Genomic DNA, 23,397 nt, shown 5'->3' with positions numbered 1-23,397 from the left:
ACCCGGCATGGATGCCGGGTTAGCCGCCCCCGGCCAAGGATGGCCGATGGCGGCGGGCCCACGGAGCAGGACCGGAGCGAGGGCATGCCGAGCCTTAGCGAGGCACCGAACGTAAGGGCAAAAGCGCTTTGGTTACTTTCGCGCTTTTCGAAAGTGACCCGCCGTAAGGGCGGAACCAATAGCAGCCGTTACCGACATAACGGATATGCACACCATCAAAGCGCCCACTCAACCAGACTTCACGCCTCTTCAGCAGGCACAACCTCAGGCTCAGAATTCAACGCCTCCCACAACTCCACCGCCCCCGGAAACTCAGTGCCATCCTCGGCGCCCAGCTCATCCGGGTCATAACGACTCAAACACCCTTCCCCCAACGTGGCAGGTGCCCGGGAAGTCGCTTTATCGAGTGGATCAGCCATAAACCTATCCTCAGGTCAGAAACAACAAAGGGCCTGCAGCGATCGAACGCCCAGGCCCTTCGAATTTCAACCGTGCCGTATGACTATCAGAACACCACGGTTTTATTGCCATGCACCAACACCCGGTCTTCCAGGTGATAACGCAGACCGCGAGCCAACACCATCTTCTCGACATCGCGCCCGAAACGCACCATGTCTTCGATACTGTCGCTGTGGCTGACCCGCACCACGTCCTGCTCAATAATCGGACCGGCGTCCAGCTCTTCGGTCACATAGTGGCAAGTGGCGCCAATCAACTTCACCCCCCGCAACGATGCCTGATGATACGGCTTGGCGCCCACGAACGATGGCAGGAAGCTGTGGTGAATGTTGATCACCTTGTGCGCATATTCGCTGCACAACTCGGGCGGCAGGATTTGCATGTAGCGGGCAAGTACCACCACCTCGGCATCGTGCTGTTTGACCAGCCGCGAGACTTCGGCGAAGGCAGGTTCCTTGTCCTGCGGATTGACCGGTACGTGGTAGTAAGGAATACCGTGCCACTCAACCATGCTGCGCAAGTCGTCATGGTTGGAGATCACGCAGGAAATTTCGCAATCCAGTTCATCGCTGTGCCAGCGATGCAGTAAGTCGGCCAGGCAGTGAGACTCGCGACTCGCCATCAATACCACGCGCTTTTTCTGCTCGGTATCGGTGATGCGCCAGTTCATCGAGAACTCTTCGGCAATCGGTGCAAACGCTTCGCGAAACGCTTCGATACCGAAAGGCAACGAATCGGCACGAATTTCGTGACGCATGAAGAACCAGCCACTGAGATTGTCCGAGTGATGGCTCGCTTCAGTGATCCAGCCGTTATGTGACGCCAGAAAGTTACTGACTTTAGCAACGATGCCGACGCGGTCCGGGCAAGCAATCACCAGCCGAAAAGTGCGCATGAGGGGGAAACTCCAGAACTTCGCAAAGGCCGTCATTCTAGCGATTGCGCAGCAAAACTGCAGTATTGATGACGCCGCACGTTGCACAAAGGGTCGGCGACGCAGGTTCCGGCGGTACGCGCTGCCCGCGCGTTGGTGCTCTTAAGCCAATCTTCAAGAGCGCAATTGTGAATATTCGTGATGACTGCATGACACTTTATTTAACTGCACATCCAATTTGCGCCCGACACATCGCAACTAAATTAAATAAACTCCGGTTTAATGTTTACTTGATGAAACACCCTGACTATTATTGCGCCACTGTCACCTGCCATCCAGCGCCCAACATAAGGTAGTCCTCATGTCCTTGATCAACGAATACCGCGCCACCGAAGAAGCTATCAAAGAGCTGCAAGCCCGTTTGAAGAACCTGTCCCAAGACGACAAACTGCAAACCGAGCTGGAATTCGAAGGCAAACTGCGCACCTTGATGGGCGAATACTCCAAGTCCCTGCGTGACATCATCGCGCTGTTGGATCCAGAGTCTAAAACCAAGGCTCCACGCGGCGGCGCAGTAAAAACTACTGGCACGAAACGTGCTCGTAAAGTTAAACAATACAAAAACCCGCACAACGGCGAAGTCATCGAAACCAAAGGTGGCAACCACAAGACGCTGAAAGAGTGGAAAGCCAAGTGGGGCGGTGACGTGGTTGAAGGCTGGGCTACTCTGCTGGGCTAAGCCGCAGAGCTTGTCAAAGACTTATCCGCGACAAAAAATAACGCCAGCATAATGCTGGCGTTTTTTTATGCGCGACTTTCAGGCCATGGGTATTTTCGTTTTCAAAGATTTAAACGTTTGCGTAACCCCTCTACATAATCCTGCCATTGATCAAGCACCTCTCGCTGAAACGATGTAGCAGCAACCGTCAATTGGGCGGCAGCCTCTACAAAAGTTTCCAGTGTATTGGGTGCACCCCATTCAGGGTCTGACAGACGTTGCTGACAGAATATTCGCCAGCGCTCTTGCTCTTCGAAACTCAACGTATCGGGGAAGTTGCGTGCGCGATATCGAAACAATAATTCAGGCAAGCGTTCATCATCGAACGGCCATTGCTCTTGCGCTAATTGCGCAGGGTCGGCTGCTCTGACTTGCTCGCATAGACGCCGATCCCGATCACCGATAAAACCGGCGTATAACTGTTGCTCGGGGTCTTGGCTTGATGAAAAGTCCTCGCTGGCATAAATCGCCAGAACTTTATCTCGCCACACTTTTTGTGCGTCACTTAGCCGCAGCGCACGTTCCTGATAGAGCGCCATATCGAGCCCCAGGCGTTGCTGGTCTTCAGGACGAAGTACCGACAACGGCGCCACCACCGGGCATTTGTTGATGTGGATAAGCTTGAGCGGCACCGGCAACTCGCCCTCGGCCAAGTCATCGCGACGGGTATACAACCGCTGGCGCAAGGTGTCGGCATCCAGGTCGAGCAAACCCTGTGGGTCCAGGTGCAGGTCACAGACAATCAAGGCGTTCTTGTTGCGCGGGTGCCAGGCCAATGGCAGCACCACACCGACATAGCTGCGTGCCGCCGAAAAGCGCCCGGAAATATGCACCATCGGCTGCAACAGCCGAATCTGATCCATGACCTTTTGTTTACCGCGCAATTGAAACAGCCAGTCATACAGTTTCGGCTGCTTTTGCCGAATCAGGCGCGCCAGGGCGATGGTGGCGCGAACGTCCGACAACGCTTCGTGGGCATTGCCGTGATCAATGCCATTGGCGGCGGTCAGGCGTTCGAGTTTGAGCGTCACCCGCCCTTCTTCATCCGTCGGCCAAACGATGCCATCGGGGCGCAAGGCATAGGCCGCACGCACCACATCGATCAGGTCCCAACGGCTGTTACCGCCCTGCCACTCACGCGCATAAGGGTCGAAAAAGTTGCGGTACAGGCTGTAGCGGGTCATCTCGTCGTCGAAACGCAAGGTGTTGTACCCCGCGCCACAGGTGCCGGGCGCGGCAAGTTGGGCATGCACGCGGGTCATGAAATCGGCTTCACCCAGGCCTTGGTCGGCCAGGACAGTTGGCGTAATGCCGGTGATCGCGCAGGCCGCCGGATGCGGCAGGATGTCCTCACTGGGCTGACAGTAGAGATTGACCGGCTCGTCTATCTCATTGAGCTCAAAGTCAGTGCGAAGCCCCGCCATTTGCAGCGGGCGGTCGCAACGGGGGTTGATGCCAGTGGTTTCATAGTCGTACCAGAAGATGGAGGTCACGGGCTATTCCTGAACTGAAGATCGGCGAAGTCTAGGCGTTCACATCCCGCCCCGGCCAGTAGTCTTGTCATTCAATCACCTCTGGCTACTCACCGTGCAATACATAGTTATGTCGTTTTTCCCCGAGAGGCTGCTAGCATCGAACGGACAGAGAATCCCGATCAGGCCACATCATCAGGTAGCCCATGCTCGAGACTACAGCACTGCCAAGGAAAGCATCGCTGTCCCCGCCACTGGATACGCGGTATCAGGTCGAAACGCCGGAAGGCATCGACTTGCCACTGCGTCCTGCCGGGTTGATGGTTCGTGCACTGGCATTCTCCATCGACCTGGGGTTGCGCGGGCTGATTCTCGGCCTGCTGTTTATCGTCTTGGCGTTCCTCGGGAAACTCGGGGCCGGGCTGGGCTCGATCCTGCTGTTCGGCGTGAGCTGGTGGTACATGGTGCTGTTCGAAGTGCTCAATCAGGGGCGCTCGCCAGGCAAACAGTGGATGGGTTTGCGGGTGGTGCAGGACGATGGCACACCGATCGGCTGGTCCGCTTCGCTGTTGCGCAACCTGCTGCGAGTGGTCGACATGTTGCCGTTTGGCTATTTCCTCGGGGCCATCAGTTGCCTGCAACACCCCAGTTTCAAGCGCCTCGGTGACCTGGCCGCCGGCACGCTGGTGATCTACCGCGAACAACCGCTCACCCGCCCGCAACTGCCCGATGCCCAACCTTTGCGCCCGGCATTCGCCCTGAAACTGACCGAACAACGGGCCATCCTCGGTTTTGCCGAACGCCAGGGCGAGCTCTCCGACGCCAGGGTCAGGGAGCTCGCCGCCATCCTCGCTGAACCACTGCACGTTCCCGCGCCACTGGCGGTCGCTGAACTTAATGGCATCGCCCGCGGCTTGTTGGGCCCCGCATGAAGCAAAGTCTTTTCGAGAATCGCCACAAGGCCGAATGGGAGCGGTTTTCCCTGCTGCTTGAACGGCTGGAACAGGGTAAGGACGCCTCGCACGCCGGAAGTTTTCCCAGTGACTATCGGCGTCTTTGCCAACACCTGGCGCTGGCCCAGGAGCGCGGTTACAGCAGCTTTCTGATCGATTCGTTGCAACAGCAGGTACTGCGCGGGCACCAACAGCTTTATCGGCATCGCAGCCGATTGGGTGCCCATGTGCTGGGCTTCATCCTGGCCGATTTCCCGCGACTGGTGCGTGAACAGTGGCGTTTCGTGCTTGCCGCCAGCCTGATATTTTTTGGCAGCCTGATCGGCTTCGCGCTGCTGGTGTATCTGTTCCCGGACCTGGTCTACAACCTGATCCCGGCCGAGCAGGTCAGCGAAATGCAGGGCATGTATGACCCTGATGCCGGGCACCTCGGTCGCTCGGTAGAACGGGCCGCCAGTGAAGACTGGGTGATGTTCGGTTACTACATCATGCACAACATCGGCATTGCCTTTCAGACCTTCGCCAGCGGTTTGCTGTTTGGCCTGGGCAGCGCGTTTTTCCTGCTCTTCAACGGCTTGATGATCGGCGCGGTCGCCGGGCACCTGACGCACATCGGTTACGGGCAAACTTTCTGGTCCTTCGTGATCGGCCATGGTGCCTTTGAACTGAGCGCCATCGCCCTCGCGGGGGCCGCCGGCCTGCAGCTGGGTTGGGCGTTGATCGCCCCCGGCCGTTTGCGTCGCACCGAGGCCTTGCGATTGGCGGCGCGCAAGAGCGTGCTGCTGATTTGCGGGGTGATGCTGTTTCTGCTGATTGCCGCGTTTATTGAAGCCTACTGGTCGTCCATGACCGGGCCTGCACCCATGACCAAATACCTGGTCGGTGCCGCGCTCTGGTTATTAGTGATTGCCTATTTGCTGTTTGCCGGACGAACCCGCCATGCGCCTGAGTGACGCCAGTGTGGTCATCCGCCCGCGCCCGACTTGGGAAGCCATGGACCTGGGCGTGCTGCTGAGCCAGCGGCACCGACACCTGTTGATGACCAGTTGGGCCATGGTGACCTTGCCGGTTTTCGCCCTGCTCAGCGTGATGCTGTGGGATTCGCCGTCCCTCGCGGTGTTCATCTTCTGGTGGCTGAAACCGGCGTTCGACCGCCTGCCGCTGTACATCCTGTCCAAAGCCATGTTCGGTGAAACACCCACGTTGAAACAGGCGTTACTTGAATGGCCGCGGCTGCTCAGGCCGCAACTGTTGGCCAGCCTGACCTGGCGACGATTGAGCCCGAGCCGCAGTTTCCTGATGCCGGTGGTGCAGCTCGAAGGCCTGAGTGGCGAGGCACGACAACAGCGTTTGCAGGTGTTGTTGCAGCGTGACGCCGGTGCCTCGCGATGGCTGACGATCATCGGCGTGCACCTGGAAAGCGCGTTGTGGATTGGCTTGATGGTGCTGTTCTATTTGCTCTTGCCGCAACAGGTCGAACTCGACTGGAGCTGGCAGACCCTGATCACCGCCGCCACACAGGACTGGCGCTGGCTGGAACACCTGACCAACGCCTTCTACGCACTGGTGCTGGTGGTATGGGAACCGATTTACGTGGCCTGCGGCTTCAGCCTTTACCTGAACCGCCGCACGGTGCTGGAAGCCTGGGATATTGAACTGGTGTTCCGCCGCCTGCGCCAACGCTTGAGCGGTGCCGGTTTGGCCCTGCTGCTGGCAGTGTTCCTGCTGACGCCCGCGGCGCCAACCGCCTGGGCCGCCGAGCCGGTCATTTCACCCGACAGCCCGCGCCTGCTGGATCAGCCACTGACCAGCCAGGCGTCCCGGGACAGCATCAAGGCAATCCTCGACCAGCCGCCGTTCAAGAACAAGGAAACGGTCACTCGCTATCGTTTTGGTGAAGAACAGTCGACCGCCGAAGGCGCGGACGAAAGCGAAACGCCCGAATGGCTGAAGGCACTGTTCAAGCTGTTGAACAGCCAACACTTCGGCACATTGGCCACGCTGATCGAGGCCATGTTGTGGGGGACCGTGATCGCGGCCATTGGACTGTTGTTCTGGTATTACCGCGATTGGTTGCAGGCCTTTGTCAGCCGTCGACCGGCCCTGAACCGTAAAATTACCCGACCGTTACCGCAGCAGGCTTTTGGCCTGGACCTCAATCGCGAGACCCTGCCCGCCGACATCGCCGCCAGCGCCGAAAGTCTCTGGCAGTCCAACCCTCGCGAGGCGCTCGGGTTGCTCTATCGTGCCCTGCTCAGCCACTTGCTGCATGACTTCAATATTGCGCTGAAAGTCGCCGACACCGAAGGCCAGGTGCTGGCACGCGTCGAGCAATTGCAACAACCGGCCTTGCTGGCTTTCAGCAAAAACCTGACCGGTCACTGGCAGAACATGGCCTACGGGCATCGTCTGCCACCCGCGCATCTGCAACAGGAACTCTGCGACGGTTGGCGTGCCTTGTTCGGCTCGGGAGCCGCCCGATGAACCGGCAGAGGTGGCAGGCGGCCGGCGTGTTTATCGCCGTGCTGTTGGGCGCGTTGAGTGTTTACCTGTACCTCAACGCCACGCCTTACCAGGCAGAAATCGATCACGGCCCCGCTCCCGAAGCCCAGGCCAATCCTTACCTGGCCGCCGAGCACTTTCTGCGCAAACAGGGCCTGGACGTCAGCCATGCCAACAGCCTGGATATCCTGCCGACCCTGGACCCGCGTCAACACAGTCTGTTGTTGCTCGGGGACCGCTACAACATGACACCACGGCAGATTGATCAGGTGATGAACTGGACTCGCGCCGGCGGGCGCCTTTTGTTTGTTGCGCAATCGCTGTGGGATGAAAAGACCGGCCAGAGTAATGACCTGCTGCTCGACCGGGTGCAGTTGCACCAGTCGTTGAGCAAAGACCTGCGGGACCCGCCGCCCGACATCCTCGATGACCCCTACCCGAAACTGACCAAGCTGTACCTTGAAGATGAAATCGCGCCGGCTTACGCCAGCTTCGACACCGCGTTCCATCTTGAAGACCCGAAAAACCTGGCCCAGGCCTGGGCCAACAGCGGCAAGGCGACGCACATGATGCAGCTGAACCACGGGCTCGGTTCGATCATCGTGGTGACCGATGCCGACCTGTGGAAAACTCCGGCGATCGACCAATACGACAACGCCTGGCTGCTCTGGTACCTGACCGCCGACACCAAGGTCACCTTGCTGTTCAACAGCCATTACGACAGCCTGCTGACGTTGCTGCTGCGCTATTTCCCCCAGGCGTTGATCGCACTCGTCGCCCTGATCGGTCTCGGGTTTTGGCGTGTCGGCGTGCGCCACGGCCCTGTGCTGGAACCGGCTCCCAGGGCGCGCCGGCAACTTCAGGAACACCTGCGCGCCAGCGCCGATTTCATGTTGCGCCGCAAGGGCCAGGGCAACCTGCTGCACGCCTTGCAACAAGACATTCTGCGCCGCGTGCGGCACCGTCATCCCGGTTTTGAACAACTCGGCGTCGCCGAACAATGGCTGGTGCTCGCACGCCTGACCGGCCAACCCACACGCGCCATCAGCCAGGCCATGAGCCCGCGACCGAAGCAGCGGCTTTCCAGCGTTGAATTCAGCCGTCTGGTCGCCCACCTGCAAACCTTGAGGAACGCCTTATGAGTCAACAGATCGAGCCCGGCGCACCGAGTCACGCCGTGCAGCAACGCCAGCGCGCCAGCCAATTGGCCCAGGCCGTGCGCCTTGAATTGCAAAAAGCGTTGATCGGCCAGGACTCGGTTATCGACGACGTGCTCACGGCACTGATCGCCGGGGGGCACGTGCTGCTCGAAGGCGTGCCGGGACTGGGCAAGACGTTGCTGGTGCGAGCCTTGGCGCGTTGCTTCGGCGGCGAATTCGCACGCATCCAGTTCACCCCGGACCTGATGCCCAGCGACGTCACCGGCCACGCGGTGTACGACTTGCAGACCGAGCAATTCAAACTGCGCAAAGGTCCGCTGTTCACTAACCTGTTGCTGGCCGACGAAATCAACCGCGCGCCGGCGAAGACCCAGGCAGCGCTGCTCGAAGCTATGCAGGAACGCCAGGTCACCCTCGAAGGCCGTGCCCTGCCGATCGTGCAACCGTTCATGGTGCTCGCCACGCAAAACCCGATTGAACAGGAAGGCACTTACCCGCTGCCGGAAGCCGAACTCGACCGCTTCATGCTCAAGGTCCGCATGGATTACCCCGATGCGGATCAGGAGGTGGACATGGTTCGTCAGGTCAGTCGCTCGACCAGGGCCGACATGCTCGATGTTCAACCGCTGCGCACGGTATTGCAGGCCAAGGATGTGTTGGCCCTGCAACGCATCGCCAGCGATTTGCCGCTGGACGACCAGGTCCTCGACTACGCCGTGCGCCTGGCCCGCACCACCCGCAGCTGGCCAGGCCTGACCCTTGGCGCCGGGCCTCGGGCCTCCATCGCCCTGGTGCGTTGCGCCCGGGCGCGTGCCTTGCTGCGCGGCGGTGAATTCGTGATTCCGGATGACATAAAAGGCTGCGCATTGGCGGTGCTGCGCCATCGTGTGCGCATTGCGCCAGAACTGGATATTGAAGGGCTGGAAGTTGATCACGTTCTGCGCCAACTGCTCGATCAAGTGCCGGCGCCGCGCCTGTGAAACCGTCGCGCCTGCTGCTGATCTGGTTAGCCACGCTGCTGGCCATCGGCATCCTGTCGGGCACGTTAAAGGCACTGGACATCGCGCTTCCACCGAGTCTGTTGTCGATCAACTGGGGATTACTACTGGCGCTGCTCGCGTTGGCGATACTCGACGCCATCCGCCTCAAACGCCTGCCGTCTCCCCGCGTACACCGACAGATGCCGGGCAGCCTGGCGCTCGGTCGCTGGGGCGACGTGCGGCTGGAGGTCGAACATGATTTCCAGCATCCATTGAGCATCGAGGTCTTCGACCATGTGCCGGAGGGCCTGAGCTTCGAAAACCTGCCACTGTCGGTCGAGCTTCAGCCCGGTCAGCGCAGCCTGATCAACTATCGCCTGCGCCCGCTCAAGCGTGGCCACTTCAGCTTCGAATGCTGTGAAATCAGTTTGCCGAGCCCCTTGGGCCTGTGGTCCGACAAACGCCTGTCAACCGTGACCGACAACACCCGCGTCTACCCCGACTTCGCCCGCCTCTACGGCGGCCAATTGCTGGCCGTGGACAATTGGCTCAGCCAACTCGGCGTTCGCCAGCAACAGCGACGCGGCCTGGGCCTGGAGTTTCATCAGTTACGGGAATTTCGCGAAGGCGACAGCCTGCGCCAGATCGACTGGAAAGCCACTGCCCGCCAGCGCACCCCCATTGCCCGGGAATATCAGGACGAGCGCGACCAGCAGATCATTTTCATGCTCGACTGCGGCCGGCACATGCGCAGTCAGGACGGGGAGCTGGCGCATTTCGATCACGCGCTGAACGCCTGCCTGCTGCTCAGTTATATCGCCTTGCGCCAGGGCGATGCCGTCGGCTTGAGCACCTTTGCGGTCGAGCAACCGCGCTACCTCGCCCCGGTAAAAGGCACCGGGCAACTCAATGTCTTGCTCAACACGGTCTATGACCTGAAAAGCACCCAGCGCAGCGCCGACTATCAGGCGGCAACCACCCAACTGTTGGCTCGACAGAAACGCCGGGGCCTGGTGGTGCTGGTGACCAACCTGCGGGACGAAGACGACGACGAATTGCTCACTGCCGTTAAACGCCTGAGCAAACAGCATCGGGTGTTGGTGGCCAGCCTGCGCGAAGAGGTGCTCGACCGGCTACGCCAGACACCGGTGCAAACGTTGCCTGAGGCGCTGACCTATTGCGGGACGGTGGATTACTTGAACGCACGGGCCGAACTGCATGAGCGATTGAATGCGCATGGCGTGGCCGTGCTGGATGCCACCACCCGCGAACTGGGCGCTACGCTGGTGACGCGTTATCTGGAATGGAAAAAGGCCGGGGTGTTTTAGGTTGCCCGGTTTAGCGTTTATCCGTCCTGGGTGGGTTGTGTGAGCTGACGCCTTCGCGAGCAAGCCCGTTCCCACATTTGATCGATGTCGAGCAAAAATTTTGTGTACACAGTAGATCAATGTGGGAGCGGGCTTGCTCGCGAAGGCGATCGTCAAGGCACCGCTGATCTCAGGCAGACGCAGGCAACGGCTGAAAACTGAAGTACTGCTTCAGCGCATCCACCAATTGCCCATATTCCGGGGGCGCCTGTTGCAGGCTGAAGCCGGCGTCATAATGGTTGGGGGTCGCGTCTTCATGGCACCACAGGCAACACGCCCGCAGATCGATGACCTGCAGGATGCCGTCGCTGGCCGGGATTTTCAGGCGCAAATCGAAATCGGCGCCGATCATCATCGGCAATTGGCTGATGAGCATCAATCCGTGCTCGGAAACGTTGCCCAGATAACCAATCGGTTTATCGGTGACGCTGTTGAACACTTTCAGAAAATACGGCAGTTGATGCCGCTCGATCCGGCGGTCGGTAAACATGCTGAATTCGCTATGCAAGGCCCTTAAGCAGGACCGCACTAATGCTTCGGAACGAGCCTGCATCAACGATGCTGGCCGCTCTCCCCGATCCCGGTGCGACAATCCAACAAACCACCGCCGCTGACTTCTGCCAGTTTCAGGTATTACCTCGGTTTAGAAAAAACACTCTAAAAACGATTTATTCGACTATAGCTCACCACCGCCGGTCGGCCAGCGAATGAATGAGAACCGCAATCAAAACCGGGTCGGGCGCACGACAGCGGCGGAACGTAACGGGTAGTGACCCAGGCTCTGCAACGTTTCCAGGCGCGCATGGGCACGATAGGCGTATTCGCTTTGCGGGTACGACGCAATGATGAATTGATACGTCTGGGCCGCATCGACAAACAGCTTCTGCCGCTCCAGGCACAAACCGCGCAACATCGACACTTCCGGCCATACATAAGGCCGCGCACGGCTGGCGCGTTCGACTTTGGACAGTTCGAGTGTCACCTGCTCGCAATTGCCTCGGTCGTAAGCGCTGTAGGCATTGTTCAAATGATGGTTCATCGAGAAACGGGTGCAACCCGTAACGCTGAGGGCAAGGGCGGCAATGAGCACGAATCGCATGGGGATCTCCTGTCTTGAGCTCTGTATCGACCCGTTGGCGGAAATCTTCAGGATGCCTGTATAACGAAAGTTGCGCGTTTCAAAGAAACAACGAATAAGTAGTGCACACGAACAATGACTACAACTTCCGACCATAGTAGCCTCACTCAGCGCTTGAACTCAGGAGTCTATGCATGTCCGTCCGTCGCACCAAAATCGTCGCTACCCTTGGCCCGGCCAGTAACTCGCCGGAAGTTCTCGAACAGCTGATTCTGGCTGGCCTGGACGTCGCCCGCCTGAACTTCTCCCACGGCACCCCCGACGAGCACAAGGCTCGCGCGAAGCTGGTGCGTGACCTCGCGGCCAAGCACGGCCGCTTCGTCGCCCTGCTGGGTGACCTGCAAGGCCCGAAAATCCGTATCGCCAAATTCGCCAACAAGAAGATCGAGCTGAAGATCGGTGATCAATTCACCTTCTCCACCAGCCATCCTCTGACCGAAGGCAACCAGCAAGTGGTCGGCATCGACTACCCGGACCTGGTCAAAGACTGCGGCGTGGGCGACGAGCTGCTGCTCGACGACGGTCGCGTGGTGATGCGCGTTGATACCGCCACGGCCACCGAACTGCATTGCACCGTACTGATCGGCGGTCCGCTGTCGGACCACAAAGGCATCAACCGTCGCGGTGGCGGCCTGACTGCACCGGCCCTGACCGAGAAAGACAAGGCCGACATCAAGCTCGCCGCTGAAATGGAAGTCGATTACCTCGCGGTCTCCTTCCCGCGTGATGCCGCCGACATGGAATACGCCCGTCAACTGCGCGACGAAGCCGGCGGTACTGCCTGGCTGGTGGCGAAGATCGAACGTGCCGAAGCCGTGGCTGACGACGAAACCCTCGACGGCCTGATCAAGGCGTCCGACGCGGTGATGGTTGCCCGTGGTGACCTCGGTGTGGAAATCGGCGACGCCGAGCTGGTGGGCATTCAGAAGAAAATCATTCTGCACGCACGCCGCCATAACAAGGCGGTGATCGTCGCGACCCAGATGATGGAGTCGATGATCCAGAACCCGATGCCGACCCGCGCCGAAGTGTCCGACGTGGCCAACGCCGTGCTCGACTACACCGACGCCGTGATGCTCTCGGCTGAAAGTGCTGCCGGCCTGTACCCGCTGGAAGCTGTGCAAGCCATGGCGCGTATCTGCATCGGCGCTGAAAAGCACCCGACCAGCAAGACCTCCAGCCACCGCATCGGCAAGGAATTCCAGCGCTGCGACGAGAGCATTGCACTGGCGACCATGTACACCGCCAACCACTTCCCGGGCGTGAAGGCGATCATCGCCCTGACCGAAAGTGGCTACACCCCGCTGATCATGTCGCGCATCCGTTCCTCGGTGCCGATCTACGCGTTCACGCCACACCGCGAAGCCCAGGCTCGTGCGGCGATGTTCCGTGGTGTGTACACCATCCCGTTCGACCCGGCTTCTCTGGCACCGAACGAAGTCAGCCAGAAGGCGATCGACGAGCTGGTCAAGCGCGGCGTGGTTGAGAAAGGCGACTGGGTCATCCTGACCAAGGGCGACAGCTACCACACCACCGGCGGCACCAACGGGATGAAAATCCTGCACGTTGGCGACCCGATGGTCTGAGTGATCGGTTGCTGAAAAACAAAAGCCCCGCCATGGTGAATGGCGGGGCTTTTGCGTTTCTGGTCCGGACAATGTGTTGTCTGGGCTGCCGCCTTCGCGAGCAAGCCCGCTCCCACATTTAACCGAGTTATTCCAACAGGAATGCAGTCGAATGTGGGAGCGGGCTTGCTCGCGAAGGGGCCGGCCCAGTCACCAAAAAATCAATGCCGCTTGATGAACCCGGTCAACGCCGCCACCGCTTCCGGCGAACGCAGCCGCTGGGTGAACAGTGCAGCCTCTTCTTCGATGGCCTTGCGCAGCGGCTCGCGGTCCGGGGCTTTCATCAATTGTTTGCTGATGCGCACCGCCTCCGCTGGCAGCGACTCGAAGCGCAACGCCATCTCCCGCGCCTTGGCCAACGCCGCTTCGCCACTGCTCAATGCTTCGGTCGCAATGCCCCACGCGGCCGCCTGTTCACCACTGAAACCTTCGCCGAGCAGCAACAGCTCCGCCGCTTTGGCGTGGCCGAGCAATCGCGGCAGGATCAGGCTGGAACCGAATTCCGGGCAGAGCCCGAGGTTGACGAACGGCATGCGTAACCGCGCGTCCGCGCTGACATACACCAGATCGCAATGCAGCAGCAGCGTCGTGCCAATACCCACCGCGGCGCCGGCCACAGCGGCGATCACCGGTTTGCGGCATTCAAGCAGCGTCAGCATGAACTGAAACACCGGGCTGTCGAGGTCGCTCGGAGGTTGTTGAAGGAAATCGGCGATGTCGTTGCCCGCGGTGAAGCACTCGCTTGAACCGGTGATCAGCACTGCGTTGATTTCGGGGTCGGTGTCCGCCTGCTTCAACGCTTCGGCCAGATGGCTGTACATGGCGCGGGTCAGGGCGTTTTTCTTGTCGGGGCGGTTCAGGCGCAGGGTCAGCAGGCCCCGTTCGCGCTCAACAGTGATGGCATCGGTCATGGCAGGTCTCGCGTCTGAAAAGTCAGCGCTCAACCGCGAGGCAGGAAAACATCGGCCAGCAGTTGATTGCGCGGCAGTCCCGCCAGGTACAGGCGCCGGGCAAAGGCGTCGACACTATCGGGGGCCCCGCAGAGTAAGGCTTGGGTTTGCCGGGAAACAAGCCGCAGTTGTGCCAAAGCGTCTGGCAACTCGGCCGGGGTCCACAGCTCGATGCTCAGATTCGGGCGGCTCGCGGCCATGGCTTGCAGGGGTTTGGCCAGGTAATGCTCCTCGGCATCATGGGCCAGGTGAATCACGCGGATGGCGCCCTGGTGATCCTGGCGCAGTGCTTCGCGCAAGACGCCGAACAATGGCCCCAATCCAGTACCGGCGGCCATCAGCCAGAGCGGTCGGGTGTGCCAGTCCGCGTCGTAATGCAAGGCGCCGCCGCGCAACTCGCCGAGGCGGATCGAATCGCCGATCCGCAATTGCCGGGCCGCATCGCTGAACGCCCCCGATTGGCGGCAATCGAGATGGAATTCCAGAAATCGGTCGTCGCCCGGCAGGCTGGCCAGGGAATACGGTCGGGCAACGAGGCCCGCCCACAACACCAGATGTTGCCCGGCGCTGTAGCGCAACGGACGCTGCGGAGTCAGGCGCAAACGCAACACGCTGGCGCTCAGCCAATCAACCGCCGCCACCTCGGCCGGGCGACCGTCCAGTTGCGGGTCAAAGGTGTGAATCTGTAAATCCTCGACCACTTGGCACTGGCACGCCAGGCGCCAACCTTGCTGACGCTGTTCGGCGCTCAAGGCATCGGGGCGGCTGTCGCTGGGCAGCCCTTGCACACACTGCACCAGGCACGCATGGCAACTGCCGGCGCGACAACTATAGGGCACCGATACGCCGTTCTGATTCAGTGCATCGAGCAGGTTGCTGCCCGCCGCCACCGACCATTGGCGCTCGCCGACGCGCAGTTCAGGCATCGACGTTCTCCCACGCCGCCGCGCAACGATTGCGGCCGTCACGCTTGGCCCGATAGAGCGCCTGATCGGCCCGCTGCAAGGCGTCGTCGAGGTCGTCGCCCAACTCCAGCAACGTCATGCCCGCCGACAAACTCAGATGGCTGACATTCAGGCCGATCAGTTCGACATCGGTGAAGGCAATCCGCAGCCGCTCGCAGCACGAAGTCAGGCGTTCGGCGTTGCAGTCGGGCAACAGCAACACGAATTCTTCACCGCCGTAGCGGGCCAGAACATCACCCTCGCGCAAGCAAGCGGTGGCCACGGCGGCAAAGGCTTGCAGCACCTGATCGCCAGCGGCGTGGCCGTGCACATCGTTGATGCGTTTGAAATGGTCGAGGTCGATCAGCGCCAGGCCGTGCACGACATCGGCGTCCATGGCGTTGAGCTCGCGGGAGGCCAGGCGCAGGAAGTGCCGGCGATTGAACAACCCGGTCAGCTCGTCGGTGGCGACCAGGTCTTCGAGCTGGCGCATCATCCCGCGCAGCGTGTCCTGGTGCGCCTGCAAAGCAAAACGCCGTTGGCGCATGCGTTGTCGCGAAGCCTGGACGTAACGGGCATACAGCTCCAGCCAGACCAGCACAATATACAGCACGCACACCTGCAACGCCGCCAGCGCCGGGTCGAGCAACTGGAAGTGGTAGCCCTCCCACAGCGTGATCGCGCTGAAACTGAAGAACACCAACACTGCACAACGCAGGAAGGCCCGGCGCGACAGGTGGAACAGGCCGAACAGCAGGATCAGCACGTAGAACACCAGAAACGCGCCACGGGCCTCGTCAAGGTTGGCGATCAGCCAGGTTTGCCAGCCCAGGCCCAACAACACCTGGACTTCGGTCAGGCTGGGGTCGGAAAAACGTAAATTGCAGCCGCTGTAAAACACGGCAAACAAGGCGCCCTGGCTGATGACGACCAGTGCACTGCCGACGGCCACGCTGGACAGCGGTTGATCGTAATGCCCGGTAAAAAACGCCAGCCACAGTAGCAGCAAGGCCAGGGCGTAGGTGCCGGCTGCGAGGGCAAAGCGTTTGAGCAAAAGGCGCTGGATAGCGTTATGGGTCAATCGTTGACTCACCGTGCGAAAGGAGACTGTCAGAGTGTCCTACTCTACAGGCCGGCTGCCACTTTAGTGGCGCGACCGATAAATGACCATTCAATTTTCAGGGCGAAAAAACTGCTGGCTCAACCACGACCCGGATTCCCGCAAATTTTCACATAAACCTGTGGGAGCGGGCTTGCCCGCGATGGGGCCATCACCTTCACCCTTTATGTCGAATGCTGGACCGCCATCGCGGGTTCAGCTGCGTCGCCGGCTTATGCGACCAACGATTGAATGTCGGCGGGTGTTTACGGGACCGAGGCGCGTTATACTGCCGCGCCTTTTTAGCGTCGCGCCAGCATGCCCGGCGTGCCTTGAAAGGTGCTTGCAACCGACCGATGCACCCAAGCTGCAAGCACCTTATTGAATGTTCCCGTCTTTTAGAGGAGCGCGACTCATGACCGTGATCAAGCAAGACGACCTGATTCAGAGCGTTGCTGACGCCCTGCAGTTCATTTCCTATTACCACCCCGTTGACTTCATCCAGGCGATGCACGAGGCCTACCTGCGTGAAGAATCGCCGGCAGCTCGCGATTCGATGGCGCAGATCCTGATCAATTCGCGCATGTGCGCCACCGGCCACCGCCCGATCTGCCAGGACACCGGCATCGTGACGGTGTTCGTTCGTGTGGGCATGGACGTGCGTTGGGATGGCGCCACCATGGGCCTGGACGACATGATCAACGAAGGCGTGCGCCGGGCTTACAACCTGCCGGAAAACGTCCTGCGTGCCTCGATCCTCGCCGACCCGGCGGGCGCTCGCAAGAACACCAAGGACAACACCCCGGCCGTTATCCACTACTCCATCGTTCCGGGTAACACCGTGGAAGTGGACGTGGCGGCCAAGGGCGGCGGTTCCGAGAACAAGTCGAAGATGGCCATGCTCAACCCGTCCGACTCGATCGTCGACTGGGTGCTGAAGACTGTTCCGACCATGGGCGCCGGCTGGTGCCCACCGGGCATGCTCGGCATCGGTATCGGCGGCACCGCCGAGAAAGCGGCGGTCATGGCCAAGGAAGTGTTGATGGAATCCATCGACATCCACGAGCTGAAAAAGCGCGGCCCGTCCAACCGTATCGAAGAGATGCGCCTGGAGCTGTTCGAGAAGGTCAACCAACTGGGCATCGGCGCCCAGGGCCTGGGTGGCCTGACGACCGTGCTCGATGTGAAGATCATGGATTACCCGACCCACGCCGCTTCGTTGCCGGTGTGCATGATCCCGAACTGCGCCGCCACTCGTCACGCGCATTTCGTGCTCGACGGTTCCGGCCCGGCCTCGCTGGAAGCGCCACCGCTGGACGCCTACCCGGAAATCGTCTGGGAAGCCGGTCCATCGGCCCGCCGTGTCAACCTCGACACCCTGACCCCGGAAGACGTGCAGAGCTGGAAGCCGGGCGAAACCGTCCTGCTCAACGGCAAGATGCTCACCGGTCGCGACGCGGCGCACAAGCGCATGATCGAGATGCTGAACAAGGGTGAAACCTTGCCGGTGGACCTCAAGGGTCGCTTCATCTACTACGTCGGCCCGGTCGATCCGGTGCGCGAAGAAGTGGTGGGCCCTGCCGGTCCGACCACCGCGACGCGGATGGACAAGTTCACCCGTCAGATCCTCGAGCAAACCGGCCTGCTGGGCATGATCGGCAAATCCGAGCGCGGCCCGACCGCCATCGACGCGATCAAAGACCACAAAGCCGTGTACCTGATGGCTGTCGGCGGCGCGGCTTACCTGGTGGCGCAAGCCATCAAGAAATCCCGCGTGGTGGCGTTCGCCGAACTGGGCATGGAAGCGATCTACGAGTTCGACGTCAAGGACATGCCCGTCACTGTTGCAGTCGACAGCAACGGCGAGTCGGTCCACATTACCGGTCCTGCCATCTGGCAGAAAAAGATCAGTGAAAGCCTGGCGGTGGAAGTGCAGTAAGCGCTTCGACTGATCCAGCAAAGGCGACAGGGCTTACCCTGTCGCCTTTTTTATTGCCCACCCACTCCCCTGTAGGAGCGAGCTTGCTCGCGATGGAGTGTCAGTCGACACCTGTTTAGCTGACACACCTTCGCGAGCAAGCTCGCTCCTACAGAGGGACATGTTATCGTGCGGCCCCCTGTAATCATTGTGTTATGCCCCGCATGTTCGAGTCTTCCCGCCCCCTGCGCCTGACGCTGTACACCTTGCTCATCCTGGCCGGCACCGCCATCGCCGCCACCTTCGCCATGCGACACGCCGAGCGCCAGGCCCTGGTGGAAGACGCCGCCCGCGCCAATCAGCAATTGGCGCTGTACGCCACATCGCTGCACACCTTGATCGAACGCTACCGCGCCCTGCCCGCCGTGCTGGCGCTGGACCCGCAATTGCGCTCGGCGCTCAACGGCCCGGTGACGCCCGAACAGCAGGATGCACTGAACCGCAAACTGGAAAAGATCAACGGCGCCGCCGAGTCCTCAACCCTCGAATTGCTCGATCACACCGGCCTCGCCGTGGCCGCGAGCAACTGGCGTTTGCCCAGCAGTTACGTCGGCCACAATTACGGTTTTCGCCCCTATTTCAGCCAGACCCGCACCCAAGGCACCGGGCGTTTCTACGCCGTGGGGGTGACCAGCGGTATTCCGGGTTACTTCCTCTCCAGCGCCGTCACCAACGACGATGGCCAGTTTCTCGGCGCGATGGTGGTGAAACTCGAATTCCCCGAGCTCGAACGCGAATGGCGCCAGGGCAGCGACACGCTGCTGGTCAGCGATGCGCGCGGGATCATCTTCATCGCCAACCAGACGGGCTGGCGCTATCGCCTGTTGAAACCGCTGAACGACAGCGATCACGCCGAACTCAAGGTCACCCGCCAATACGACAAGCAGCCGCTGACGCTGCTGGATTATCACTCGCTGCGACGTTTCGACGACAACAGTGACCTGGCGCGGGTCGATGGCCCCGACGGCAAGGCCGATTACCTGTGGGAATCCCTGCCGCTGAGCGCCGAAGGCTGGACGCTGCACCTGTTGCGCCGCCCGCAAGTGGCGTTCGAAGACAGTCGCAACGCCGCACTGGCCGCCGCCGGTGTGTGGCTGACGCTGGTGTTCCTGCTGCTGTTTCTCAACCAGCGCTGGCGCCTGGCGAAAATGCGCCAGCGCAGCCGCGAAGAGCTCGAACAACTGGTGGAAGAACGCACACGCGACTTGCGCACGGCCCAGGACGGTCTGGTGCAATCGGCCAAGCTCGCCGCGCTTGGGCAGATGTCTGCCGCGCTGGCCCACGAAATCAATCAGCCGCTGACCGCCCAGCGTATGCAGCTTGCGACGCTGCGGCTGCTGCTCGATCACGGCCGGGTCGACGACGCCTACAAGGCGCTCAAACCGGTGGATGACATGCTGACGCGCATGGCCGCCCTCACCGGCCACCTGAAAACCTTTGCCCGCAAAAGCCCCAGCGGTCTGCGTGAACGCCTGGACCTGGCGGCGGTGGTGGATCAATCATTGCAACTGCTCGACACCCGGCTGCGCGACGAACAGGTCAGCACCGTGCTGCACCTGACGCGTCCGGCCTGGGTGCGTGGCGACGCGATTCGTCTGGAACAGGTGCTGATCAACCTGCTGCGCAACGCCCTCGATGCGATGCACGATAAAGCCTGCAAACGCCTGGAGATCCGTCTCGAAGCCGACGAGCAACTGTGGCGCCTGACCGTTGCCGATAACGGCGGCGGCATCGCCGAAGAAAATCTGTCGAAGGTCTTCGATCCGTTTTTCACCACCAAACCGGTGGGTGATGGCCTGGGCATCGGGCTGGCGGTATCGTTCGCCATTGTTCACGAATCAGGCGGTCGCCTGAGTGTGGAAAATCAGGGCAACGGCGCGGCGTTTACCCTCACCCTGCCGATCGATCTGGAGGCTCATGGCTCATGCTGAATTCAGTGATGGTGGTCGACGACGAAAGCAGCATCCGCAGCGCCGTCGAACAATGGCTGAGCCTGTCGGGTTTCGACGTGCAGCTGTTCAGCCGCGCCGATGAGTGCCTGGCGCAGTTGCCCGGGCATTTCCCCGGAGTGATTCTCAGCGACGTGCGCATGCCCGGCATGAGCGGCCTGGAATTGCTGAGCGAAGTTCAGCGGCGCGATCCCGACTTGCCGGTGATCCTGCTGACCGGCCACGGCGATGTGCCGATGGCCGTCGACGCCATGCGCGATGGCGCCTACGACTTCCTCGAAAAGCCTTTCAGCCCCGAAACCCTGTTGGGCAGCCTGCGCCGAGCGTTGGAAAAACGCCAGCTGGTGCTGGAAAACCGGGCACTGCACGAGCTGGCCGATAACCGCAGCAAACTCGATGCAACGCTGTTGGGTGTGTCCCGTGGCTTGCAGACGTTGCGCCGGCAAGTGCTGGATTTGGCGGCGTTGCCGGTCAACGTGCTGATTCGTGGTGAAACCGGCAGCGGCAAGGAACTGGTTGCCCGTTGCCTGCATGACTTCGGGCCCCGCGCCGACAAGCCGTTTGTGGCGCTGAACTGCGCGGCGATCCCCGAGCAACTGTTCGAGGCCGAACTGTTCGGGCATGAGAGCGGTGCATTCACCGGCGCTTCGGGCAAGCGCATCGGCAAGCTTGAATACGCCGATGGCGGCACGCTGTTTCTCGATGAAATCGAAAGCATGCCCCTGGCCCAGCAGGTGAAACTGCTGCGGGTGTTGCAGGAGCAGAAGCTGGAGCGGCTGGGGTCGAATCAGAGCATCCGCGTGGATTTACGGATCATTGCCGCGACCAAACCGGATCTGCTCGATGAAGCACGGGCCGGACGTTTTCGCGAGGATCTGGCCTATCGGTTGAACGTGGCGGAGTTGCGTCTGCCACCGTTGCGCGAGCGTCGCGAAGACATTCCGTTGTTGTTCGAGACGTTTGCGCAGAATGCCGCCGAGCGTTTGGGCCGCACGTTCCCGCCGTTGAGCGGCCCGCAGTTGAGCCATTTGCTGAGCCACGACTGGCCGGGAAATGTGCGCGAACTGGCGAACGTCGCCGAGCGCCAGGTGTTGGGGCTGGGCGAGCCAGTACCGGCGGGCATTGATCCCGGGCAGTCGCTGGCGGCCCAGCAGGAAGCGTTTGAAGCCCACTGCTTGCGCGCGGCGTTGACCCGGCATAAAGGCGATGTGAAGGCGGTGCTCGAAGAGCTGCAACTGCCACGCCGAACCTTTAATGAAAAGCTGCAGCGGCATGGCCTGACACGCGAGATGTTTTTGCCCGTCAGTTGATTTTTGTAGTGTTTGATCGGGCCCCTTCGCGAGCAAGCCCGCTCCCACATTTAACCGAGTTCCATCAGATCAATACGGTCGAATGTGGGAGCGGGCTTGCTCGCGAAGGGGCCAGTGCAAGCACCTTCAATCCACGAGCCGGGTAAGCGATTTTCCGCTCGCCCCCAACATCAAATAAGCGGATTTCCGCTCACAAAACCCGCTAACCCCCTCTAAACCGGCCTTCCTTCGATTGGCACAGCTCCTGCTATAGCCCTGGCAGGCTGCGTTTGAACGCGCTCCACAAAAACAATTAAACGAAGGATCCTTCAATGGATAACTCCAATACCCTGCCGCTTGGGTCGGCTGCCGTGCCGGCCAAAGCAAGAACCACGTCCAGCCGCATCAAATCGATCTTCAGTGGCTCGGTCGGCAACATGGTCGAGTGGTATGACTGGTACGTCTATGCCGCCTTCTCCCTGTACTTCGCCAAGGCCTTTTTCCCCAAGGGCGACACCACCGCACAACTGCTGAACACCGCTGCGATCTTTGCCGTGGGCTTCCTGATGCGTCCGATCGGCGGCTGGCTGATGGGCCTGTATGCCGACAAAGTCGGGCGCAAAAAGGCCTTGATGGCGTCGGTGTACCTGATGTGCTTCGGCTCCCTGCTGATCGCCCTCAGCCCCGGTTATGAAACCATCGGCATCGGCGCGCCGATCCTCCTGGTGTTCGCGCGTTTGCTGCAAGGCCTGTCGGTCGGTGGCGAATACGGCACCTCGGCGACGTACCTCAGCGAGATGGCGACCAAGGAACGTCGCGGCTTCTTCTCCAGTTTCCAGTACGTGACCCTGATCTCCGGCCAGCTCATCGCGCTGGGCGTGCTGATCGTGCTGCAAAACGTGCTGACCACCGAAGAATTGTATGCCTGGGGCTGGCGTATCCCGTTTGCCATCGGCGCCCTGTGTGCCGTGGTCGCGCTCTACCTGCGTCGTGGCATGGAAGAAACCGAGTCGTTCACCAAGAAAGCCAAGGCCAAGGAAAGCGCGATGCGCACCTTGATGCGCCATCCAAAGGAACTGATGACCGTGGTCGGCCTGACCATGGGCGGCACCCTGGCGTTCTACACCTACACCACGTACATGCAGAAATACCTGGTGAACACCGTCGGCATGAGCATCTCCGACTCCACCACGATTTCCGCCGCCACGCTGTTCCTGTTCATGTGCCTGCAACCGCTGGTGGGCGGGCTGTCGGACAAGATCGGTCGCCGGCCAATCCTGATTGCCTTCGGCATTCTGGGGACGCTGTTCACCGTGCCGATCCTCACCACCCTCCATACCATCACCACCTGGTGGGGCGCGTTCTTCCTGATCATGGCAGCGCTGATCATCGTCAGCGGCTACACCTCGATCAACGCCGTGGTCAAAGCTGAACTGTTCCCGACTGAAATCCGTGCGCTGGGCGTTGGTTTGCCGTATGCCTTGACCGTGTCGATCTTCGGCGGTACCGCTGAATACATCGCGCTGTGGTTCAAGAGCATTGGCATGGAAACCGGTTACTACTGGTATGTCACTGCCTGTATTGCCGTGTCGTTGCTGGTCTATGTGACCATGAAAGACACCCGCAAGCATTCGCGGATCGAGACCGACTGATAGTAAGGATGAGGTCGGCTGTGCCGGCCTCTTCGCGAGCAGGCTCGCTCCCACAGGGTTCTGGTGTATGCAGATCCAATGTGGGAGCGAGCCTGCTCGCGAAGGCCGCACCTCGGTATCAAGACAACCTCGCTACACCCCTCCAGCAGATAACGATCGGTTAATGCTCCAGCAGCATTCTGCAACTGACCGCATCCATATCAACGCGGCGCACGTATATCCGTTACA

The 23,397-nt window shown here is 60.6% G+C and carries 20 protein-coding genes; 12 read left to right on the top strand and 8 right to left on the bottom strand.

The window, feature by feature from the left end:
- Positions 1–239: 239 nt before the first annotated feature.
- A complete protein-coding gene (locus ACIPL2_RS32470) occupies positions 240–419 on the bottom strand; it encodes a hypothetical protein (protein WP_401364148.1) in 180 nt (59 codons plus the stop codon).
- 86 nt (positions 420–505) lie between these two features.
- Positions 506–1,354, bottom strand: coding sequence for a formyltetrahydrofolate deformylase (purU, locus tag ACIPL2_RS32465; protein ID WP_059402225.1), 849 nt, complete (start codon positions 1,352–1,354; stop codon positions 506–508).
- A 340-nt stretch (positions 1,355–1,694) separates the two neighbouring features.
- Between purU and mvaT the strand changes: the two genes are divergently transcribed.
- Complete coding sequence (mvaT, locus tag ACIPL2_RS32460) at positions 1,695–2,072, top strand: histone-like nucleoid-structuring protein MvaT (protein WP_007933316.1); 378 nt, start codon at positions 1,695–1,697, stop codon at positions 2,070–2,072.
- A 101-nt stretch (positions 2,073–2,173) separates the two neighbouring features.
- On the opposite strand, the gene sbcB is transcribed toward mvaT, so the two are convergent.
- Positions 2,174–3,604: an exodeoxyribonuclease I gene (gene sbcB / locus ACIPL2_RS32455; RefSeq protein ID WP_401364145.1), complete on the bottom strand. Its 1,431-nt coding sequence runs from the start codon at positions 3,602–3,604 to the stop codon at positions 2,174–2,176.
- A gap of 185 nt (positions 3,605–3,789) precedes the next feature.
- Between sbcB and ACIPL2_RS32450 the strand changes: the two genes are divergently transcribed.
- Genes ACIPL2_RS32450 through ACIPL2_RS32425 form a run of 6 tightly spaced genes read left to right on the top strand, consistent with a single transcriptional unit; the run spans position 3,790 to position 10,506 of the window.
- Positions 3,790–4,515 (top strand): RDD family protein, encoded by a 726-nt coding sequence (locus tag ACIPL2_RS32450; protein WP_401364143.1) that lies wholly within the window; start codon positions 3,790–3,792, stop codon positions 4,513–4,515.
- The gene (locus tag ACIPL2_RS32445; RefSeq protein WP_401364140.1) at positions 4,512–5,489 is read left to right on the top strand and encodes a stage II sporulation protein M; all 978 of its coding nucleotides are present in this window, start codon (positions 4,512–4,514) and stop codon (positions 5,487–5,489) included. The genes ACIPL2_RS32450 and ACIPL2_RS32445 overlap by 4 nt, the downstream gene beginning before the upstream one ends.
- On the top strand, positions 5,476–7,020 hold the full coding sequence (locus tag ACIPL2_RS32440; protein WP_401364137.1) for a DUF4129 domain-containing protein: 1,545 nt from the start codon (positions 5,476–5,478) through the stop codon (positions 7,018–7,020). The genes ACIPL2_RS32445 and ACIPL2_RS32440 overlap by 14 nt, the downstream gene beginning before the upstream one ends.
- On the top strand, positions 7,017–8,180 hold the full coding sequence (locus ACIPL2_RS32435) for a DUF4350 domain-containing protein (protein ID WP_401364134.1): 1,164 nt from the start codon (positions 7,017–7,019) through the stop codon (positions 8,178–8,180). Before ACIPL2_RS32440 ends, ACIPL2_RS32435 begins: the two co-directional genes overlap by 4 nt.
- Positions 8,177–9,178: an AAA family ATPase gene (locus tag ACIPL2_RS32430; RefSeq protein WP_401364131.1), complete on the top strand. Its 1,002-nt coding sequence runs from the start codon at positions 8,177–8,179 to the stop codon at positions 9,176–9,178. Before ACIPL2_RS32435 ends, ACIPL2_RS32430 begins: the two co-directional genes overlap by 4 nt.
- Positions 9,175–10,506, top strand: a complete 1,332-nt coding sequence (locus tag ACIPL2_RS32425) for a DUF58 domain-containing protein (protein WP_401364128.1) — start codon at positions 9,175–9,177, stop codon at positions 10,504–10,506. The genes ACIPL2_RS32430 and ACIPL2_RS32425 overlap by 4 nt, the downstream gene beginning before the upstream one ends.
- A gap of 169 nt (positions 10,507–10,675) precedes the next feature.
- On the opposite strand, the gene ACIPL2_RS32420 is transcribed toward ACIPL2_RS32425, so the two are convergent.
- The gene (locus ACIPL2_RS32420) at positions 10,676–11,035 is read right to left on the bottom strand and encodes a PilZ domain-containing protein (RefSeq protein WP_401364125.1); all 360 of its coding nucleotides are present in this window, start codon (positions 11,033–11,035) and stop codon (positions 10,676–10,678) included.
- 234 nt (positions 11,036–11,269) lie between these two features.
- Positions 11,270–11,644, bottom strand: a complete 375-nt coding sequence (locus ACIPL2_RS32415) for a tol-pal system YbgF family protein (protein WP_401364122.1) — start codon at positions 11,642–11,644, stop codon at positions 11,270–11,272.
- Between the two features lie 173 nt (positions 11,645–11,817).
- Between ACIPL2_RS32415 and pyk the strand changes: the two genes are divergently transcribed.
- Positions 11,818–13,269 carry a pyruvate kinase gene (gene pyk / locus ACIPL2_RS32410; RefSeq protein ID WP_401364119.1) on the top strand — a complete coding sequence of 484 codons (1,452 nt, stop codon included), beginning with the start codon at positions 11,818–11,820 and terminating at the stop codon, positions 13,267–13,269.
- A 200-nt stretch (positions 13,270–13,469) separates the two neighbouring features.
- Here the strand turns inward: pyk and ACIPL2_RS32405 are convergent, their stop codons facing one another.
- Genes ACIPL2_RS32405 through ACIPL2_RS32395 form a run of 3 tightly spaced genes read right to left on the bottom strand, consistent with a single transcriptional unit; the run spans position 13,470 to position 16,283 of the window.
- Positions 13,470–14,219, bottom strand: a complete 750-nt coding sequence (locus ACIPL2_RS32405; protein ID WP_401364116.1) for an enoyl-CoA hydratase-related protein — start codon at positions 14,217–14,219, stop codon at positions 13,470–13,472.
- Positions 14,220–14,248: 29 nt separating this feature from the next.
- The gene (locus tag ACIPL2_RS32400) at positions 14,249–15,184 is read right to left on the bottom strand and encodes an iron-sulfur-binding ferredoxin reductase (protein WP_401364113.1); all 936 of its coding nucleotides are present in this window, start codon (positions 15,182–15,184) and stop codon (positions 14,249–14,251) included.
- Positions 15,177–16,283, bottom strand: coding sequence for a GGDEF domain-containing protein (locus tag ACIPL2_RS32395; protein ID WP_401364110.1), 1,107 nt, complete (start codon positions 16,281–16,283; stop codon positions 15,177–15,179). Before ACIPL2_RS32395 ends, ACIPL2_RS32400 begins: the two co-directional genes overlap by 8 nt.
- Positions 16,284–16,716: 433 nt before the next feature.
- On the opposite strand from ACIPL2_RS32395, the gene ACIPL2_RS32390 reads away from it, so the two are divergent.
- The 4 genes from ACIPL2_RS32390 to ACIPL2_RS32375 all read left to right on the top strand — a co-directional run bounded on the left by ACIPL2_RS32390 (position 16,717) and on the right by ACIPL2_RS32375 (position 23,169).
- Positions 16,717–18,240 (top strand): fumarate hydratase, encoded by a 1,524-nt coding sequence (locus ACIPL2_RS32390; RefSeq protein WP_401364107.1) that lies wholly within the window; start codon positions 16,717–16,719, stop codon positions 18,238–18,240.
- 203 nt (positions 18,241–18,443) lie between these two features.
- On the top strand, positions 18,444–20,210 hold the full coding sequence (locus ACIPL2_RS32385) for an ATP-binding protein (RefSeq protein WP_401364104.1): 1,767 nt from the start codon (positions 18,444–18,446) through the stop codon (positions 20,208–20,210).
- Positions 20,204–21,538 (top strand): sigma-54-dependent transcriptional regulator, encoded by a 1,335-nt coding sequence (locus ACIPL2_RS32380; RefSeq protein WP_401364101.1) that lies wholly within the window; start codon positions 20,204–20,206, stop codon positions 21,536–21,538. Before ACIPL2_RS32385 ends, ACIPL2_RS32380 begins: the two co-directional genes overlap by 7 nt.
- A 311-nt stretch (positions 21,539–21,849) precedes the next feature.
- Positions 21,850–23,169: an MFS transporter gene (locus tag ACIPL2_RS32375; RefSeq protein ID WP_059402241.1), complete on the top strand. Its 1,320-nt coding sequence runs from the start codon at positions 21,850–21,852 to the stop codon at positions 23,167–23,169.
- Positions 23,170–23,397 lie beyond the last annotated feature (228 nt).

The organism is Pseudomonas sp. NPDC086251, assembly GCF_044746405.1.
Classification (GTDB): domain Bacteria; phylum Pseudomonadota; class Gammaproteobacteria; order Pseudomonadales; family Pseudomonadaceae; genus Aquipseudomonas.
Note: the sequence above shows the minus strand (reverse complement) of the source record. Positions and strands in the feature narration are given on the sequence as shown.

Bases quoted from the DNA above. Each gene is read 5' to 3' on its own strand.
- ACIPL2_RS32470 (WP_401364148.1), bottom strand. From the start codon at position 419: ATGGCTGATCCACTCGATAAAGCGACTTCCCGGGCACCTGCCACGTTG.
- purU (WP_059402225.1), bottom strand. From the start codon at position 1,354: ATGCGCACTTTTCGGCTGGTGATTGCTTGCCCGGACCGCGTCGGCATC.
- mvaT (WP_007933316.1), top strand. From the start codon at position 1,695: ATGTCCTTGATCAACGAATACCGCGCCACCGAAGAAGCTATCAAAGAG.
- ACIPL2_RS32450 (WP_401364143.1), top strand. From the start codon at position 3,790: ATGCTCGAGACTACAGCACTGCCAAGGAAAGCATCGCTGTCCCCGCCA.
- ACIPL2_RS32445 (WP_401364140.1), top strand. From the start codon at position 4,512: ATGAAGCAAAGTCTTTTCGAGAATCGCCACAAGGCCGAATGGGAGCGG.
- ACIPL2_RS32440 (WP_401364137.1), top strand. From the start codon at position 5,476: ATGCGCCTGAGTGACGCCAGTGTGGTCATCCGCCCGCGCCCGACTTGG.
- ACIPL2_RS32435 (WP_401364134.1), top strand. From the start codon at position 7,017: ATGAACCGGCAGAGGTGGCAGGCGGCCGGCGTGTTTATCGCCGTGCTG.
- ACIPL2_RS32430 (WP_401364131.1), top strand. From the start codon at position 8,177: ATGAGTCAACAGATCGAGCCCGGCGCACCGAGTCACGCCGTGCAGCAA.
- ACIPL2_RS32420 (WP_401364125.1), bottom strand. From the start codon at position 11,035: ATGTTTACCGACCGCCGGATCGAGCGGCATCAACTGCCGTATTTTCTG.
- ACIPL2_RS32415 (WP_401364122.1), bottom strand. From the start codon at position 11,644: ATGCGATTCGTGCTCATTGCCGCCCTTGCCCTCAGCGTTACGGGTTGC.
- pyk (WP_401364119.1), top strand. From the start codon at position 11,818: ATGTCCGTCCGTCGCACCAAAATCGTCGCTACCCTTGGCCCGGCCAGT.
- ACIPL2_RS32405 (WP_401364116.1), bottom strand. From the start codon at position 14,219: ATGACCGATGCCATCACTGTTGAGCGCGAACGGGGCCTGCTGACCCTG.
- ACIPL2_RS32400 (WP_401364113.1), bottom strand. From the start codon at position 15,184: ATGCCTGAACTGCGCGTCGGCGAGCGCCAATGGTCGGTGGCGGCGGGC.
- ACIPL2_RS32390 (WP_401364107.1), top strand. From the start codon at position 16,717: ATGACCGTGATCAAGCAAGACGACCTGATTCAGAGCGTTGCTGACGCC.
- ACIPL2_RS32385 (WP_401364104.1), top strand. From the start codon at position 18,444: ATGTTCGAGTCTTCCCGCCCCCTGCGCCTGACGCTGTACACCTTGCTC.
- ACIPL2_RS32380 (WP_401364101.1), top strand. From the start codon at position 20,204: ATGCTGAATTCAGTGATGGTGGTCGACGACGAAAGCAGCATCCGCAGC.
- ACIPL2_RS32375 (WP_059402241.1), top strand. From the start codon at position 21,850: ATGGATAACTCCAATACCCTGCCGCTTGGGTCGGCTGCCGTGCCGGCC.